We start from the raw sequence: 18,601 nt of genomic DNA, 5'->3' as shown, positions 1-18,601 counted from the left end.
ATAGGGCATTCATGGCGTTTAACCTTCATTTGTTTTTGGCGAAAGATCTGATCACCAAACGTCATGAATGTTCCCTTTATTTTTTATCTTACTGAATTTTAGTCATTATTTGTGGGGATACCTCAGGATCTGACCCCCTTTATGAAAAAAGGAGCCGCATTACTGCGACTCCCCGTGCTTTGGCCAGCGAATCAGCCAGCCAGAATGGTGACGTAAGAAGGGTTAGTTAAAACGTACCCCATTCATAGCCAATTCACCTGTTTTCAAAACACTAGACATATGATCACCTCCTTAGATATCTGCTGAACACAACTTCAATGTAGCATTTGAATTCATCATGTAAAGAAGGATTGATTTTTATGGCAAACTTTTAATCTTTGGCGCTTTTTATGTTAGTTTCTTGGACGGATAAAAGGGGACTCCGTTCAAAGCACTCTATGTTTAACGATGAATGCTATAGGTGCTTTTCTATCTCAATTTCTAGGCATTCACTCGCCTTGGAACCGGCAATGGTGAGCCAAATTTGTCCATCTTGAACAGTGACCTGAATTTGCATAGAGCGCTCTACCGCTGCAGATAATGTTGCTGAGAGTGACTGTGGTAGCGTATACACAGACAAGTTCTTTTTTGTATTGAGTTTATTCTGTTCTTTCTTCCACCACACATCAAAGCTGTTATCGGCATAAGCGTAAATCTTCATCTTCTTACTTTGATTACAGCCCTTTTTAATTCGCTGCTCCGATGGTTGTCCTAACTCAATCCAGAGTTCTATTTCGTCGCTAAAGGTTTTTTGCCATAAATCTGGTACTTCATCGTCTGACAACCCCTTAGTAAACTGCAGTTGCTCGTGAGCATTAACGATGAAGGCGATAATGCGCAGCATCATACGCTCGTCGTTTTCAGATGGGTGGCGGGCAATAGTTAAATTATGATCGTTGTAATAATTGCGATCCATATCCGTTATCGATATGTCCGCTTTAAATATCGTTGCTTTAAGTGCCATGTTAATCCTTAGGAAAATGCAAACGAGGCTTATAGATTTTCTATTCAGTAATTATGATACAGTCAAAAGGAAACACTCGCCTTTATCTATTGAGTAAGTCCCTCCACTACTGAATAAGTTCCGCCACTAGGGCTTTTACATCTGCATACCTACACTGTTCACAGCTAGCGAACCCCACTACTTGCCTTACTTTGAAACGAGTGAATAGTGGCATCGACATACCGGTGAGAAAACGGCAATAAGTACTAAGCGTGATATCATCGGTACATTTACCTTTTAAGTGAGTTTGCAACGCTTGTACTGCTCGAGCCACATCAGTTTTATTCGGGGTCGCTACAGGCGTGGAATGCTCTAGCTTTGCCACATTTCCTCTACATACACTGCAATGACCACATTGTTCTGGCGCGTTATTATCGTCAAAGTAGGCAGACAAGTTGAAGTTAAGACACGTGCGAAGTTCAAAGAAGCGAACCAATGCGGCAATACGTTTTATTTCTTTTTGCTCGTTGTCGGCAAAATAAAATGCCAGTTTTTCAGCTAAATCACCGGCCAGTAGTGCCTGTTTGTTCACTTCATACACATCGGTAATTAAACGAGACGCAAGCTCAATATGATTGTGCTCATGTAAATATTCCAGCGCAGCAACTACTCGGCTTCGTTCAGCACCATAATGCTCAAATATACTGTCAAAATTGACAATGCCCCACACTTTTTTCATTGCTGTGTGCGAAAACACTGCATTTAAAAAATCTCTTCGTTCTTGTGAAAATTGATTCAGAATAGTGTCTTTGTCGGTAATAAAGCGAAACTTAAATTCTGCGAAATAGGCAAACAAGGGCTTTACTACACCGGCCAACTCCAATTGCACCAGCAAGGTTTTTAACGGCAACTGTCGAATGTTACTTAACGCCGATAGACTATTAATTTGGGTTTCCCATTGATACAGGCCACTGTCCGATTGGCTTACTTTTTGAGCTTGACCGATATCATGAGATGCACTGCCTTGTGAGGCAATATCGTCAATCACTTTTTGTATTGCAACCTGGTCTGGAGTATCGCCGTAAACAAAGTTTTCAATGGTAACCAAACCGTCTAAATTTGCCAGTACTGTGCAGTTTGCAATGCTTCCGTCTCGGCCTCCGCGACCGATTTCCTGACTATAATTCTCAATAGATTTAGGCAAGTCGTAATGTATGACAAAACGGATATCCGATTTATCGATACCCATACCAAAAGCAATAGTGGCCACCACCACTTGCAGCCTATTTTCCATAAAATCGAGCTGAATACTCTGCCTTACATCACTGTCTAGGCCAGCGTGATAAGCACTGGCAGCAACACCATTTTGTTGTAAGAAACGTGCCACCTGCTCTGCACCTTGTTGCAACGTCACATAAACAATGCCAGCGCCCTGCTGTTGTTTTAATTGTTGCAACAAGGTGCTGTCTTTTTCTGCTTCTATTACCGGCAACACATTTAAATTTAAATTCTGCCGATAAAACCCTGTTTGAATAATATCGTTGTCAGCGATGCCAAACCGTTTTGCCATATCTTGCTTAACTTTTTTAGTCGCTGTAGCTGTTAACAAAAGCACCAAAGGTATATTTAAGTCTTTCTGATACGCAGGAAGTTTTAAGTAATCAGGGCGAAAGTTATGTCCCCATTCGGAAATACAGTGGGCTTCGTCCACCACCAACATCGACACTGGGATTGACTCAATAAACTGCCGAAAACGCTCATTTTTAAATCGCTCTACTGAAACCATAAGAATTTTACACTGGCCAGTGCGAATATCGTTCATGACCTGCTTGTTTTGCTGAGGCGTTAACGTTGAGTCGATACTGGCTGCCGCAATGCCTTTGCTATGCAAAAACTCAAGCTGATCTTTCATTAACGCCAGTAGCGGCGATACCACCAGAGTAAGGTGAGGAAGCTGGGTTGCTACGAACTGATAACACAAAGACTTGCCTGAACCAGTAGGGAAAATAGCGAGCGTAGAGCGCTGACTAAGCAATCCCTGCACAACCTCTTGCTGCCCTTGTCTAAACGAGGAAAAGCCGAAAAGCTGATGAAGTAATGTAGAATAATCTGAGGTCATTGAGTTTGGTATCATCTGTAAAGTCGCAAAGATGATACAGCAAGATGAAATCGCAAGATATTACGGCATGTTGAGCCTTGCAGTACATTCAGCCCAAAATTGCTACAGCAAAGGTCGCCGTGTGCTAATGATTTGTTGTCACATTTTTACGATTTACGCAAATCTTCAGGTGTATTATCGGCAACAACAGCGTTTCGCTCCCCCATTGGTTTGTCCTCACCTACGGTACTATCCACACTGGTTTGTAGCTCTATGCTTGAGTTTACTTCAGCACCGATAAGAATAATGTAGGCACTTAAATACAACCACATAAGCAAAATAATAATACCGCCCACTGAGCCATAGGTTTTGTTATAGCTGGCGAATTCATTTAAATATATTGAGAACGCATAAGACCCTGCTATCCATAGTACGGTTGCCAGCATTGAGCCAGGTGTAACCCATCGCCACTGTGCCGAGCGCCGGTGGGGCGCATAGCGATACAACGCAGAAAGACAAAAATTAAACAACACAAGCATAATAGGCCACGTAAGCCAAATAGCCTGCTTGTCATCAATTGAGCCTCCTGACGCCCAACTAATAGTTTCGGGCAGAATAGTAACGCACGCCAAGGCAACTATTACGGTGGCTATCATACTGATAGTGCAGGTTATGCGAGCTATTAAGCCATTAAAAAAGCCGCGCCCCTCTCTTTCATTATAGGTGATATTGCACGCTGTGATTAATGCATTTGCTCCTTTACTACTGCTCCAAAGCGACAAGAATAGGGTTAAAAAGAACCCCCACCCCAATGCAGAACTCGACTTTTCCGTCAGTTTTTTAAGCTGCTCTTCAATGATGTAGCTACTGTCGGAAGGCACCACATCTACGAGTAAAGCCATATGACGCTGCAACTCTTCTGGCGATACGATAAGACCATATAAGGATATTGTTGCCCCCAGTAAGGGAAAGATTGCCAACAAACAATAAAACGCAACACCTGCGGAAATAAGGGGAATATTATGACCGCCAATATTAGTGAATATGCGTTTGAGAATACTCCACCAGTTGTTGAGTGAGAGTTGAAAAGCTGTGCTCGCTTCACTGAGGCGTGTATTACTCATAGTCTCGCGTTAGTTTTTTGTTGATGTAATTGATACAGCATAAGGTATCACTAGGATTAAAAAACTTTCACACAGTGTTGGGCGTAAGCTAGCGCCCAATTTTGAAATGGAATAGAAGCAAAGATCTTAATGCTAAGCTATGGCTTGATTGACACCCGTAGTAAATGCAACAAATCTATCTTATAGTAAATTTTCAAACTAGGACCATAAAAAGGTTTTCTAAAAAAGCAAATTCACTATGGCTGTCAGCTATTGTTTAATGTAAAGAGTGCGGTTAAGCATCTTATTTTTTTGATTGTCGTTTTTATCGGGTTGCCGTTAAAAACCACTTTGGCATTTCAGGAGAAACTAAGCAGCAGTAATCCTACCCTCCCCCCCAAACTTGCATTGTTAAGCGGCCTTAAGGAGCGAATTCAGCAGAACGACCCATCTGTAAAAGCTGAGGTTAAAGAGCTTACTCAGTACTTCACTGAATATCCAAGCGACTATCACCACGCGCGATTTCTTAACTTAAAAGCCTACCGCGATATTTTAAAACAAGATTATGTATCAGCCTATCAACAGCTTTTAGATGCTCGCGAATACGCCAAGGTTGGCGATAATAAATTAGCCCTTGCCGAGTCATTTCGATTAGAAGGGTTTATTCTAGATTTCTCTGGCGAGCATGGGCGAGCACTAGATGCCTTGAATCACTCCCTTGAGCTTTATAATCAGTTGAATAGCGACCAAGTGCTTTCGGTATACAGTGCAATGGGTAATGTGTATGCCTCGCTCAACGATTTTGAAAAGTTACTGTCATTTAGCCATCGATACCTTTCTTCCGCGCAACGATTGGAGAGTAGTGAAAATGAGGGTATTGCTTACTATTATCAGGGCTATGCGCACAAAGAATTAGGCAATTTTCAGGAAGCGAAAGTTAATTTGATGCTAGCGGATGAATTGCTGATTGATACCAATTACCCTTTCATCGGAATTGTTTACGGCTCTATGGCAGAGCTGCATATTGCACAGGGCAACATCAATGAGGCGTTAAAAAACCTCAATAAAGCCGCAGAAGCAGACCGTAAGGTTGGTTTTAAATATACAGAGGGCCCTCGCCTGCTGCAGTTGGTTGAAATTCATTTACGCCGCGGTGAAGTCGAACTTGCCATCAGCGAACTTGAGTCAGGACTTAAAAAAGAAGAAGTTAAAAATGATAAGGCGCTGTTACTTAAATTTCTTGAAAAACTCATTTCTCTACTTGAGTCTACAAACGATTATCGGTCGGCCCTGCAATATTCAAAGCAATTTCAAGAGGTCTATGAGCAAAGCTTTAACGAACAGCAATCTCGATTACTTGCGCTTAATCGCGTGCGTTTGGCGATAGCAGAAAAAGAGGACAAGATACAGCTGCTTGAAAAAGACAACCAGCTAAAAGAACAGCGTAATATCAGTCAACAAAAAGCCAATACGTTTCAACTTTATTTTATAGTCGGTGTCATTTTGTCTTTAGCTTTAGTGATAAGCTTATTACTCAGAACTCGACAACAACGAAGCGCCCTGAATGAACTAGCGAAAGAACTGCGAAAGGCAACCGACGCAAAATCTGATTTTTTAGCTCGCATGAGTCATGAAGTACGTACCCCACTCAATGCAATTATCGGGCTTACAAAACTTTCCCAGCGCTCGGCAGAAAACAAAGACCAACAGACTAACTTATTACAAATAGAAGGCGCATCGAACACACTGTTGAGCGTGGTTAACGATATTCTGGACTTCTCAAAAATTGAAGCTGGAAAAATGAATATTGAATCAACGCCTTTCAATATTGATGCTTTAGTAAATCAGGCAATTCGATACCACTTACCTCGGGCCAATGAAAAACACATTGAACTCATTCAGCATATAGGCAGAGATGTTCCTCATAATCTAATTGGTGACCCGCTGCGAATACAGCAAATTTTAAATAACTTCTTAAGCAACGCGCTCAAGTTTACCGACGATGGGCTGGTATCTGTAAGTGTTGGATGTGAACTTAGGGATGACCACGTGGAGCTTGAATTTGAAATAAAAGATACTGGCATTGGATTAGACAACGAACAAAAAACCAGGCTGTTTCAACCTTTCAACCAAGGCAATGAATCCACATCTCGTCGCTATGGTGGAACCGGTTTAGGCTTAGCCATATGCCAGCAGTTGGCCTCATTAATGGGTGGAAAAACATGGGTTGAAAGCAAACTAGGCAAAGGCGCTAGCTTTTATTTTACGGTAAATGTAAAACGCAACTCAGAAGTAACAATGGTGTCACCTTCCAAACAGCTTTCGACCCTTAAGGTGTTAGTTGTAGATGACGTAAGCTTATCACGACGAGCAATATCAGAAACGTTATCATTGGCAAAAATTGAAGCCGAGCTTGCCACTGGAGGTGAAGAAGCCATAGCCAAGTTACGTGCCGCTACAGCAAACAATACGCCTTACGACTTACTCATTTTAGATTGGAAAATGCCCGATATCGACGGCCTTGAAGTTGTCGCTATAATGAACCAAGAGTTCTCTATTAAACCTCCTAAAGTAATAATGCTTTCAGCGTTTGAGTCGGCCCAAATGCGCGAACAGGCAACGCGCCTCGGTATTAAGACCTTTATCAAAAAGCCTTTCGGAGCCAGTGAACTCATCAATAATATTCAGGAGCTGTGTCTAGATTACCGCGCAAGTGCAGAAATAATAGAGACAGACGTGTCTGGATTTCCGAACCTTGCCGGTAAGACTATTCTGCTAGTAGAAGATAACGCACTAAACCAAAAAGTAGCCTTAGGGTTACTTAAAGATTCTGGTGCCAAAATTGAAGTGGCCAGTAATGGCATAAAAGCGATTGATATACTTCGTCGCAACAATAAGTTTGATGTGGTGCTAATGGATATTCAAATGCCGGATATGGATGGCTTAAAGGCAACGAAAGTTATTCGTAATGAGCTACAGCTTACCATGCCTATTATTGCTATGACGGCACATGCCATGCAACAAGACATCGATATGAGTATTGCTGCGGGTATGACGGCTCACCTAACGAAACCTGTTGAGCCTAAAAAGCTTTTTAACGTTCTGGCTACCGCGATTTCAGTCCAAGAAGCAAATACTGCAGGCCATAAAACTCAGGCGCTCGGTGTTGAAACTTTCAACGAAACGTCAATCGGCAGGCTTAACCAGATTGATAAAGCACGTGCTATGCAGTCACTACTTAACGACGAACACCTTTACAAAACGTTACTTAATGACTTTTTAGACCTGCAATCGGAGCTAGATACACTCCATCAAGCTATTAACAACCAAGATAACACTACAATTTCAAGAATTGCACATATCTACAGTACCGCACTTAAATACATAGGCGCTTATAATTTGGCCGACTTTATTCGTGCTATTGAGCTTACCATTCAACAAAATAAGCAATCGGAAGAGTTCGTTAAGCAACTAGATTTGATGCATAGTGCGCTTTTTGAAATGAACTGTGCAGTAAAGCAAATAGTTGCTTCAAACTCGTAAGTCACTAAGGAAAACTGCCGTTCTAACAAATATGGTTGGAATCGCGAATTTGTTGTCGGCGTATTTGTATTAACTTTCATGCTGAAAGCCTTATGTATTGGCGATTTTGTGAACATCTGTTTATGCTTAACTTATGAAAATCTTTACGTTGTATTTTTAATCGATGCATACCAATATCTCTTTGGGCGAACTAGAACACCTTCTTGAGTTTGCTCCCGTTGTTCTATACAAATATGTTTTATTTCCAGAGGGCAAAGGGCGCTTTTTGTATATCAGCTCTGGTAGTTCTGACGTGTTGGGAATAAAAGCTGAATGCTTTATCGAAGACATCGACAACTTTTGGAATCTTGTAAACGAAGAAGATGTTGACAGGCTATATGAAGAGGATATCAACGCTAATCAGCAAGGCAGTTTTTTTGTTTCTGACATTCGTTTCAATAACCCAGCCAAAGGCAATATTTGGATAAGGCTATCGTCTAAACCAAGTAACGAGCTCTTCGAGGGACATGAAGTTTGGACGGGTTACATGGTTGATGTAACCGACTCTAAGCTTCTTGAATCAGAACTTGAGGAACGAGCCAAAAGAGATGGCATGACACAGCTTTGGAATAAGAATGAAATAGTAAACTCATTAGGCGATGAGCTAGCTCGTTTCCAAAGGGATAATCTACCCTTTTCAGTCATGATTATGGACCTAGATTACTTTAAAGAAATAAACGATCAATATGGTCATCTTGTTGGCGATGACGTGCTAATACAGTTCACAAACATTGCCTCAGCTGAACTAAGAGAAGTGGATATATTAGGTAGATTTGGTGGCGAAGAGTTTCTCGCTATTATCCATGATGCTACAAGAGAGGAAACTCTGGTAATTGCAGAGCGTATAAAACACGCCACGCAGAATAGAGTATTCAAAGACGGTGAAAATACGTTTTCAATTACCGTAAGTATTGGTATTACCGACGTTAAACAGCAAAGCCCTGACTCAGTAGAAGACATAATGAAGCGCGCAGATGAAGCGCTTTATCAAGCGAAACAAAATGGGCGAAACAAGGTTCAGTACAAGTAGTCATTATACTTTTAGACATTGAACCTTGTTTCAACAATATAAATTAACGTGCCACCTAATGCGGCAGCTATTGGGCGTTCAGTACTTTTCTAAGAAATTTCACTTCCTCTAGTGCATAAAACATTCTATTTTCTCGTTTGTTCCAGCCGTGACCTTCGTCGGGAATACGAATAAACGGCGCCTCTATGCCATTGTTTCTCAGTGTTTTTACCATAATTTCAGTTTCAGCTATATCGATTCGCGGGTCCATAACTCCATGAGAGTAGAGTACAGGAACATTGATATTTTTAGCTTGGCGTATAGGTGAATATTGCTGATAAAACGCCAGCCACTTCGGATCTTTAATATCGCCATATTCGATAATGTCGGAGGCCTTTAGCATAGGAGAGGCAACTTCTAATGCGGTAACCCAGTCTGCCACACCAAACAGGGAGACGCCTGCAGCAAAGTACCCCGGATAATTTGCCAAAACGGCGTTCACGGCGTAGCCACCATAACTGCCTCCGGCTACGGCAACATTTTTGCCGTCGATGATCTCTTTCTCAGATAAATATTCATGCATATCAACGAGGTCACGAACGCTATCGAGCCGCTTCTCACGATCATCAAGCGTAACATAGGTATGACCAAACCCTGTTGAACCTCGTACATTAGGCTTAAACACTGCAATACCGTGGTTCACTAAATACTGCGTCATAGCATCGAAGTAAGGACGAGACTGCGATGTTGGGCCCCCGTGAACACGGAATAAGGCAGGCGGAGGCGTTTCTTGTTTTGACTCCGGTAGATATAACAGCCCCTGAAGTGTTACGCCATCACGTGCTTCGATGAGAATACTTTTGGGTTTCACTATACTATTTTTCGGAACTCCAGCCAGCCCAGCCTCGAATAATACTTCCGCTGTGTCGCTAAAGTCCCACAAATAGAGTGACCCTGGGTCGTCAGAAGATTTTGATTCTACAAGCAGTTGCGTTGCCCCTACTCCACAATCGATACGTAAAATGCCTTCAGGTAACCCACCTGCTTTTAACATGGTACCTGATTCGACCTCTTTGACTTGAAGCTGGCTAAACCCTTCTATGTTAAGCGTATAAGCGAGGTATCGATCATCTTGGCATAGCCTTATCTGCTCAACATCATGGGGGACTTGATCTAACTTTTTAATGCCTTTGTCGATATCGTAAAAGGCCAAGTTGATATACTCCTGCTGTGCGTTAGTAGCAAAGTAAAAGCCACTGCTATCTTTTGTCCACGCAATACCAGCCCTTGTATGATTAGCACGACGCTTTGGCGCTGAAATAGTTTTAAGCGAGCGATTTTGAAGATCAAACAAATACAGAATATCAGAGTCTTCTCCCACGGACTCCTTCATGACGGCCCACTTGCCATCGGGCGAAACTGATGAAATATACAGGCCCATTCGCCCTTCATAAATCATCGTGGTCTCGCCTGTTTTGAGGTTGGTAAGATACAAGTCGAAGTCTAGTTTATTGCGCTCGGTGCTAGTAAATAAGATTGTAGTTTCGTCGACGAAGCCACCAAATACTCGAAAGCCTCCTTCAACGGCGGGCAACACTTCTTTTTCAGTAAAAGCCTCTACATTTAACAAGTAATAAGATTCTTGTTCGTTACCATTGTTATCTGCTGAATATAAAATATGTGTACCGCTAGGTGCCCATGCATAATTTCTCACCCCAGAACCAAACGTTAATTGGCGCGCTTGTCCACCATCGGCAGGCTGAACCCAAAGCTGTAGCTTTCCCGTCAGTCCAGAAATATACGCAACGTATTTTCCTTTTGGCGATAGTTTGGAATTACGAACACCCTGACTTTCAGCCAAAATGAGACGGCTTATGGTAGGGGCCATATCTCCTGCTAAACCTACAGAATACGATACGCTGGACGGCTCTATAGCCTTAATGTTTTTGTCGTAACCTTGCATGCCACCAGCTTGAGACCAAACATCAAAGCTAGCGAGACTTATTAGTAAAGCAGCAGTAGTCATTAAAGTAGCTTTAGCAACATTCAAAGGTGAAAAGATGGAATGTCTAGAAATAGAGGATATGGGTGTAGAAGGTATAGGTGTTGAAGGTGTAGACAAAGAGGTTACAAATATAGATTTTATTGACATAGCATGGTCCTTTAACGTTAAACGCTGTTACCGCGCGTCCTTTGCTTAGTTTTATTAGTTTAGGTGATATTTTTAAATAGTACACTTGAGCAATTATATGAGCATTTGAGCTTACCGCGAAAATAACGCAGTGAATAAGTATCTCGGTATTACTGCTGTTCGTTTTCAAGACTGATATACTGCTATCGCAGGTTAACCAGACACACCAATGTAAACTTCAAAGAGTACTTTTAAAAAGATGATGAATAGACAGCACCATTTAGCAGGCAATGCGTGAAAATACCTAAACGCCTACAACCTCTCGTTGATGATGGGCTCATCGATGAGGTAACAAGCCGCTTAATGAGTGGTAAGGAAGCCGATGTTTTTATTGTTCGCTGTGGCGAGCACGTTCGTTGCGCAAAAGTTTATAAAGATGCCGTGAAGCGAAGCTTTAAAAAAGCCGCACAATATCAAGAGGGCAGAAAAGTGCGCGGCGGACGCCAGGCCCGAGCAATGGGCAAGCGCTCTAGCTATGGGCGGCAGCTAGAAGAAGAGATTTGGCAAACCGCAGAGGTTGATGCCCTGTCACGTTTAAATGAAGCAGGCGTGCGTGTACCCGATACCTATTGCTGTGTTGATGGTGTGCTACTTATGGAGCTTGTGTCAGATGAGAATGGCGACGTAGCTCCACAACTAGGCCACGTTTCTATGAGTAAGGAAGAAGCCTTAAAACAGCACAAAGAAATGATGCATAACATCATGCTTATGCTGTGTGCAGGTATTATTCATGGAGACCTCTCAGAGTTTAACGTGTTAGTTGACGACAAGGGACCTGTAATTATCGACTTGCCGCAGGCCGTTAATGCAGCAGCCAACAATAGCGCGGAAGCCATGTTCGCCCGTGACGTAAACAACATGCGTCGCTATTACGGTGAATTTGCCCCTGAGTTATTACACACTAACTATGCCAAAGAAATGTGGGCGCTGTTTGAAGAAGGTAATTTAACGCCTAACTCAGTTCTCACTGGTGAATTTGAAGATGACGAAGAATCTGCCGACGTGAATGCAATTCTTGATGAAATTCAGGCGGCCGAAGATGAAGAAAAAGAACGCCTGGCGCGTATTAACTTTTCGGATGATGCTGAGTAAACGCTCTCAAAATCCACATCTGTTTACAGGCGACATCAGTTAAAGACACAAGCTAAATTGTGGCAGCGGCACGTTTATTTAAGACTCTAAATAAACACGCCATTGCCCATCATTATTAGATGTTTGCTACAACAGCGTTGTAGAAAGCTTCCGGGTTAGCTGCTTCGTTCGCCGCAACTGATACTGCCATTTCAGCGCGCACAGCAGTAACAACTTCTGCGCGATCCACTTCATTTACTTCTAAGATATCAAGCATTGCAGTTAGGTGTGCGCCAGACCCTTGACTTGTTTCTTCAATGACATTGTTGAAATTGTTTTGAATGAAAACAGCTGCAGTCGCCATTTTGCCTTCACAAGAGTCAACAGATGAGATTTTTGAAGAAACCGCAGTAGTGCCTAAATCCCAAATGATATTTGAGATAGCAGCTGCTGTGCCATTGTCATCAAAAATCATAGCGCCAATACCACAATGTTTCCACGCATTGATGTGATCATCAGCTGCAACATTTCCAGCAAAAGCAGTAGTAGTTAATAGTGCTGCAAGTGTTAATTTTTTGAACATTTTTTATTCCTCTGATTTTAAAATTTTTTTAATTCAATTTTTTAATAATAATGCGAAATGAGCACGCCAAAGTCAGTACCTTGCTTATTTTCAACATTAACTCTCACATCCCAGCGCTGATTAATTAAGTATCGTGCTGACAATGAGAGATAGTGCAGGTCCTTCGATGGTTGGTTTACAAACCATTGTTGGCCCACTGTCAATGACATTGCTATTTCAGGCGTAACATGTGCCACGCCCCCCATTTCTGAACCTACAGCAATAAAGCCGCCATTCAGATTAGAGCTCGTAATAGAAGTGCTGAGTGCCGCGTATCCCACAAGATTGTGGCGAAACACCCAAGATTTTCCTATAAAACTGTCTATGTAACCCGCACCGCAATCCACACAATTATTTGCTTGATCACGATAGCCAAAAGCTAACTTCCACGCCCAATTGCTATCTAGTGGTAAACCAGATTCAGATGCATTGAGGTTAATAATACGTACAGGTGTAAACTCCTTAACCGACATACCCTCTCCTTCAAGATACCTGAGACGCAGGTTGAAAGTGGTAAGTTCAGAATATGGAATCCGTCCCGGATTAAGCGTGAGTAAATCATAATAATTCGCGCGAAAATTTAGCTCACCGGCCATTCCACGAGCTGATGAGTCGAACAGCGCTAAGCCAACGCGGGTTGTGTCCTGCGCCTCATGAGGAGGACGCCTTTTCACTATATCCCAATTTGGCTTAACAGGTGCCATAGAAAATCGCTTTATCATGGCCTGACGCTTTTGCGCTTTTTGGGTATCGGTCAGGTCGTCTTCTTTTTGCTCAATAAATGCAAAGTAATCGTATAGAGTATCTATAACTCTTATTGCAGATGAATCTGTTAACGAAGCAAGTTGCTGATGAGTCTCTTGAGGTGCGCTTTCCAATATAGTGAGGAGTACTTGTTGTTCTCGAGGGTTTAGTTGTTGCCAGCGATCATATAGGGTCTGTTGACGTGAACCGTGGTAGATAACGTCAGTAAACATTGCACGTTCGTCCTGATGGCGCTGCATCATCACCACTAAATCAAACGGCATTACCCATATCTTGTTGGGAGCAATAAGCGGCTTATCGAACGCTAAACCAAGCAGCTTTGCCACTTGGTAGGCGCAGTTTTGCTCAAAAAAGTAGTAGGTCATGGTAGCATTTTCTAGCTCCCACAAATGAGCTAACAAAAATTGAACATCATCTTGGGTTAAATTGAGCTTGTACTCCCACATGTCACGCAGCTCTGTTTCGCTATACGTTAAATGATGGTGGTGGTACTTCTGGTTTGAGAATTTCCCCTGGTAGCCGCCAAATATACCTTTAGTGATATACATCAACTTATTTTCATCAGCAGGAACCTTGGCGCCATAAGAAAACGTGTTATCTAAGAGTCCCTCTTCTGAGCCGCTATTAAACTTTAAGAACACGTGACCAAACATCGACGCAGGGTTACCTAAATAACCTGAAGCAAATATGAGGCTTGCGCTTTGGGTTGAAAAAGCATCTAGGTATTCTTGATAGCGAGGACAATTGACGTCAGGCAAGCTAAGCTCTGACAAATGCTTGTTAATGAAAAGCTTACGCGCGGGATACTGGCATTGGCTGGTTGGATTGTTAGTAAAAGCACTTATCGTTGATTTGAGCTCTGCATGGGGATTCTTGAAACCGTTTTCTGCCAAGTAAAAATTTTCATCGCTAGCATTTAACGACACTGCTGTTTGCTCAGCATGCAACAACTGCTTCCACACTCTATGTGATGCGGCGTTTTCTATATCAAGTGATGCATATGCGGCATGAACAGACGATATAGTTGAAAAAAGCAAAATGCAAAAGCGGATGAACATCGAATACAACAGAAAATCCTACAATAAATCCATTTAATGTCACAGTGTCGTCTTTGACAGTTAACGTTCTGATTGCAAAGAGGTAGTGCGGAATATGCATGCAAATGAAATTTTTTACAAGCTAAAATTTTAAAAAATGAAAAGGCAAACAACTTAGAGAATAAGTCTCATAAGAGAAGCGCAATCAAGTGCCTTATAAGACAAGTAAGCTTTTTATTTAACATTATTCACTCCCTATATGTGGGCAACGAGGTATACTTTGAGAGCTGCCATAATAAGTATTAAGGCGGCCTTTATCATTAAAGCAACGCTTTTTTGATGGGCTAAAAGGTTTCATTGCATCACCTTCTACAGCGCATATTTTGAAACGCGTTACCTACATTCGTTTAACCACTCACTCGGACTCAGGCGTAGCTTCAATGATCTTTAGTATTTCACTATTGCCACTAAGCTTAGCAATGTCTATCAGATAGCCTTTTTCTAACGGCTTGATGGATTTACCGTCCAATCTTGCTTTAACCTCATCAACATCGCCATTAGCAATTGATGTTTTTACCGCGGCGAAATTGCCTATGGTCTGGTCGTCTTGATTACTATCTTGTGTGTCAGAAGTCATATATTGTCCTTAATAGATTTTTTGAATTTCGATGTTTGTTTATGGTGGATTATTGGGGTTGAGTTTCGAAATAAATAGAAACGAGTAACGCACCCATGACCTATTCATTTAAAGCCACTTGTACATCACCAAGGCATCAACATAGCTTTTAGTTGGGTGGTTGAATGCGTTGGGCAAACGGCCAACAATGTCGTATCCAAGTTTTTGCCATAAACGAACGGCGCCCTCATTGGTAGAGGCTACAAAGTTAAACTGCATTGCTTTATAGCCTAATTCTTTCGCTACTTTTTGAGAGTGTTCACACATAGCCGTCGCCAAGCCTTTTCCACGTGCTGATTCAGCTACCATATATCCACAGTTGCAAACATGCTGCCCCGGCCCAGCTTGGTTTGTTTTGAGGTAGTAGGTTCCTAACACCTCTCCATTATTTTCAAACAGAAAAGTTTTAAGAGGCATTTTCACCTAAATATTAAGTGCCTCTTCTTTAGTGGTATCTGTGCGAAACGCATAGGTTTCACCCGCTTTGGCAACTTCATGAAAAATAGGCCAAATAAGGTCAAAATCTTGAATAGAAGCTTCTCTAATTTCCATTTTCAACGACTAGGTATTTTAAGGTTCGACTGCTTTCAGATAGTGCCTAAAAGCAGCCGAATATTCTACAAAAAACCTTGGAAATAAAATGACTATCGAAACAATAAATACAGGCTAATTGCTGTGGTGTAGCTTAATTAAGCGACCGCCCTCTTTATCTTCAAGCACATAAATATTGCCCATATTGTCCTGCTCTACTTCGCGTACACGCTTTCCCCATTCATATCGTTCGGCTTCCTCAACGTTCCATTTACCCTCTTCATCTTTGTCGATGGCAACACGGACTAAGGCTTTAGACGACAACCCGCCAATGAAGCCATTTCCCGTCCAGTCGCCAAATTTATCACCTTTGTAAATAATAAAGCCGGCAGGGCTTATGGCAGGCACCCAGGCTTTTTCAGGCGACTTAAAGATAGGAATGTCTTCGTGATTAGGTATTTTTACACCAGAGTAATGGTCTCCCTGAGATACGGTGGGATAGCCGTAGTTACGCCCTCTTTCAATAATGTTCAATTCATCGCCATGGCGAGGCCCCATCTCGTGCGCCCACAAGTTCCCCTCTGCATCAAAGTCTATACCCAGCGGGTTGCGATGCCCTAACGTCCAGATTTGCTCTGTAACACTGCCGTTACCATAAAAAGGATTATCCTCTGGCACACTACCGTCGTCATTTAAACGTACGATTTTACCTAGGTTCATAGCCATATTTTGGGCAGGAGTAAATTTTTGTCTTTCCCCAGAGCTAATGAATAAGTACCCATCGGGCGAGATTGCCATACGATGGGAGTAGTGTCCGTTGCCAGTAACTTTAGGAGATTGGCGCCAAATAAGCTCTCTGTTTGACAAGCTTGCGCCACTTTCTGTGATATTTAGCGTAGCTCGCTCTATAACGGCACCACTGAATTTGTCATCTTTAGGGTCGCGCTCTACGTAAGAGACATAGATTGTGCTGTTAGTAGCAAATTCAGGATGAATAATAACGTCGCCAAGACCGCCCTGCCCTCGTGCAGTTACGCTTGGAACATTACTGACAGAAAAGCGTTTTTGCTGATTTTTATCCAGCAGCCACATTGTACCTGGCTTTTCTGTTACCAAGCTGTGACCGTCTGGCAAAAACGTCATTGCCCAAGGATTATCGAATGACGAAAGCACCTCACCCACAAGTGCTTTACCTTCGCTGCCGCTGATTTCAACTTGTTCAGTTGACTGCGCCACGGCGGCAAATGATGTAGCCAGCAGCGTTGCTAAAAGTGCTACTTTTTGTTTAATGCGTTTTTGAGGCTTCAATTTTATAAGCATGTAATTTCCCTACTCTGTATACGCTCGCGTAATACTTGTCACATCTTAATGAATCGTCACATCGCAATGACTTTTCACATTACAATGACTTTTCACATTACAATGACTTTTCACATTAAAATGTGCCACGCAATTGATTATTGACTGCCATTAATACGCACCACAATTCAGTAAAGCTCAAATAGACCTTTTTCGTTTATCATTTCATTGCTATTTCCTAATGTTATTACTTTCCCATGCTAAAAACAGTCATCCTTACAGGGTCAGGCCTGTAAAATGAGACACAGAACTTTCTTACAACGCTCCGCTACTCCACGTACAATGGCGGCAATTCTCTTGTTTTGTGTGAACCCCTTTTATGCCATTTAGCGACCTAGGCTTGTGTACTGAACTTTTAAATACCATTACTGATAAGGGCTATGTTGAACCCTCGCCCATTCAAAGTAAGGCTATTCCTGTGGTTTTAAGTCAAAGAGATCTAATCGCCATAGCGCAAACAGGAACCGGAAAAACCGCTAGTTTTTCTCTGCCAATACTGCAGCGTTTAGTAGATATGCAACGTGCAGACGCACATTGTGTTAAAGCTTTAATCATAGCGCCAACGCGAGAGTTGGCAGCACAAGTTGCAGCTAATGTTGCTACCTATGGTCGAAATATGAATATTCGCTCTACGGCAGTATTTGGAGGGGTGCGTATAGAGCCACAGAAATACGAGCTTGAGCAAGGTGTAGACATTCTTATCGCCACACCAGGGCGTTTAGTAGATTTGTACCAGCAAGGTGCAATTAACTTCGATCATGTCGAAATTTTAGTACTCGACGAAGCTGACAGAATGTTAGATTTAGGGTTTATCGACCATATTCACAGCATACAAAACCTGCTGCCCAAAAAGCGTCAAACTTTGCTGTTTTCTGCAACCTTTTCAAAGGAAGTGAAAGCACTCGCGGCCACTATGGTGAAGACCCCTATTACCATCGAGTTGGCCACCGCACGCGATCACATTGAGAATATCACTCAAGTGCTGCACCCAGTGGATAAAGAACGAAAACATGAGCTTCTTATCCACCTTTTAAACAACAATGATTGGTCTCAAATACTGGTATTTACGCGTACCAAGCGCGGTGCAGACGAATTAAGAAACGAGCTAGAGGCTTTAGGCATTGCAGCTGAATCTATTCATGCTAACAGAACACAACAAGCACGAACGCTTGCGTTAGATGGCTTTAGAAATGGCAGTCTGAAAGTATTGATTGGAACTGACCTTGCCGCACGGGGCATTGATATTCAACAGTTGCCTTGCGTTATAAATATCGATTTACCGTATGTACCTGAAGACTACATTCACAGAATTGGGCGTACGGGCAGAGCATCGTCTTCAGGGCTGGCTATATCACTCTATAGCGACGACGAGGCCAAGCAGTTAAGAGCAATTGAGCGCATGCTTGGCCGTCAGTTTAAAAAGACATTTATCTCGGAATTTACACCCAAACCTAAACCACCAGAGATTAAAAAAGACCAAAAAACAGACGACCTTTACGGTAATTTTGAAGCCTTCGACAAGCCCAAAGGCAAGGGAAAATCGAAAGGACGCAGAAAACGCAGATAAGTAGTAAA

14 protein-coding genes are annotated in these 18,601 nt (G+C 42.3%); 4 read left to right on the top strand and 10 right to left on the bottom strand.

Features of this window, described 5'->3' with window-relative positions:
* Window positions 1-454: 454 nt before the first annotated feature.
* From GTW09_RS13615 to GTW09_RS13605, 3 genes are all read right to left on the bottom strand, one after another.
* Window positions 455-1,003, bottom strand: coding sequence for a YaeQ family protein (locus GTW09_RS13615; RefSeq protein WP_163112323.1), 549 nt, complete (start codon window positions 1,001-1,003; stop codon window positions 455-457).
* Between the two features lie 106 nt (window positions 1,004-1,109).
* The gene (locus tag GTW09_RS13610) at window positions 1,110-3,101 is read right to left on the bottom strand and encodes a RecQ family ATP-dependent DNA helicase (protein WP_163112322.1); all 1,992 of its coding nucleotides are present in this window, start codon (window positions 3,099-3,101) and stop codon (window positions 1,110-1,112) included.
* 146 nt (window positions 3,102-3,247) lie between these two features.
* Window positions 3,248-4,204 (bottom strand): YihY/virulence factor BrkB family protein, encoded by a 957-nt coding sequence (locus GTW09_RS13605; RefSeq protein WP_163112321.1) that lies wholly within the window; start codon window positions 4,202-4,204, stop codon window positions 3,248-3,250.
* A 252-nt stretch (window positions 4,205-4,456) separates the two neighbouring features.
* On the opposite strand from GTW09_RS13605, the gene GTW09_RS13600 reads away from it, so the two are divergent.
* The gene (locus GTW09_RS13600; RefSeq protein WP_239059391.1) at window positions 4,457-7,726 is read left to right on the top strand and encodes a tetratricopeptide repeat-containing hybrid sensor histidine kinase/response regulator; all 3,270 of its coding nucleotides are present in this window, start codon (window positions 4,457-4,459) and stop codon (window positions 7,724-7,726) included.
* A gap of 163 nt (window positions 7,727-7,889) precedes the next feature.
* A complete protein-coding gene (locus GTW09_RS13595) occupies window positions 7,890-8,795 on the top strand; it encodes a sensor domain-containing diguanylate cyclase (protein ID WP_163112320.1) in 906 nt (301 codons plus the stop codon).
* 67 nt (window positions 8,796-8,862) lie between these two features.
* On the opposite strand, the gene GTW09_RS13590 is transcribed toward GTW09_RS13595, so the two are convergent.
* Complete coding sequence (locus GTW09_RS13590; RefSeq protein ID WP_163112319.1) at window positions 8,863-10,926, bottom strand: alpha/beta hydrolase family protein; 2,064 nt, start codon at window positions 10,924-10,926, stop codon at window positions 8,863-8,865.
* Between the two features lie 273 nt (window positions 10,927-11,199).
* Here GTW09_RS13590 and GTW09_RS13585 point away from each other — a divergent pair, with 273 nt between their 5' ends.
* On the top strand, window positions 11,200-12,057 hold the full coding sequence (locus GTW09_RS13585) for a PA4780 family RIO1-like protein kinase (protein WP_163112318.1): 858 nt from the start codon (window positions 11,200-11,202) through the stop codon (window positions 12,055-12,057).
* Between the two features lie 115 nt (window positions 12,058-12,172).
* Here the strand turns inward: GTW09_RS13585 and GTW09_RS13580 are convergent, their stop codons facing one another.
* From GTW09_RS13580 to GTW09_RS13560, 6 genes are all read right to left on the bottom strand, one after another.
* Complete coding sequence (locus tag GTW09_RS13580) at window positions 12,173-12,619, bottom strand: DUF3015 family protein (protein WP_163112317.1); 447 nt, start codon at window positions 12,617-12,619, stop codon at window positions 12,173-12,175.
* 41 nt (window positions 12,620-12,660) lie between these two features.
* Entirely contained in the window at window positions 12,661-14,481 is a 1,821-nt protein-coding gene (locus GTW09_RS13575; protein WP_239059397.1) for an Lnb N-terminal periplasmic domain-containing protein, read from the bottom strand.
* 394 nt (window positions 14,482-14,875) lie between these two features.
* Window positions 14,876-15,097, bottom strand: a complete 222-nt coding sequence (locus GTW09_RS13570; protein WP_163112315.1) for a hypothetical protein — start codon at window positions 15,095-15,097, stop codon at window positions 14,876-14,878.
* Between the two features lie 108 nt (window positions 15,098-15,205).
* A complete protein-coding gene (locus GTW09_RS13565) occupies window positions 15,206-15,553 on the bottom strand; it encodes a GNAT family N-acetyltransferase (protein WP_239059390.1) in 348 nt (115 codons plus the stop codon).
* Window positions 15,554-15,559: 6 nt separating this feature from the next.
* Window positions 15,560-15,688 carry a hypothetical protein gene (locus tag GTW09_RS17695; RefSeq protein WP_275407126.1) on the bottom strand — a complete coding sequence of 43 codons (129 nt, stop codon included), beginning with the start codon at window positions 15,686-15,688 and terminating at the stop codon, window positions 15,560-15,562.
* Between the two features lie 114 nt (window positions 15,689-15,802).
* The gene (locus tag GTW09_RS13560; RefSeq protein ID WP_163112314.1) at window positions 15,803-16,987 is read right to left on the bottom strand and encodes a PQQ-dependent sugar dehydrogenase; all 1,185 of its coding nucleotides are present in this window, start codon (window positions 16,985-16,987) and stop codon (window positions 15,803-15,805) included.
* Between the two features lie 358 nt (window positions 16,988-17,345).
* Between GTW09_RS13560 and GTW09_RS13555 the strand changes: the two genes are divergently transcribed.
* Window positions 17,346-18,593, top strand: a complete 1,248-nt coding sequence (locus tag GTW09_RS13555) for a DEAD/DEAH box helicase (protein WP_163112313.1) — start codon at window positions 17,346-17,348, stop codon at window positions 18,591-18,593.
* Window positions 18,594-18,601: the final 8 nt, after the last annotated feature.

It is taken from the genome of Alteromonas hispanica (assembly GCF_010500915.1).
GTDB lineage: Bacteria > Pseudomonadota > Gammaproteobacteria > Enterobacterales > Alteromonadaceae > Alteromonas > Alteromonas hispanica.
Note: the sequence above shows the minus strand (reverse complement) of the source record. Positions and strands in the feature narration are given on the sequence as shown.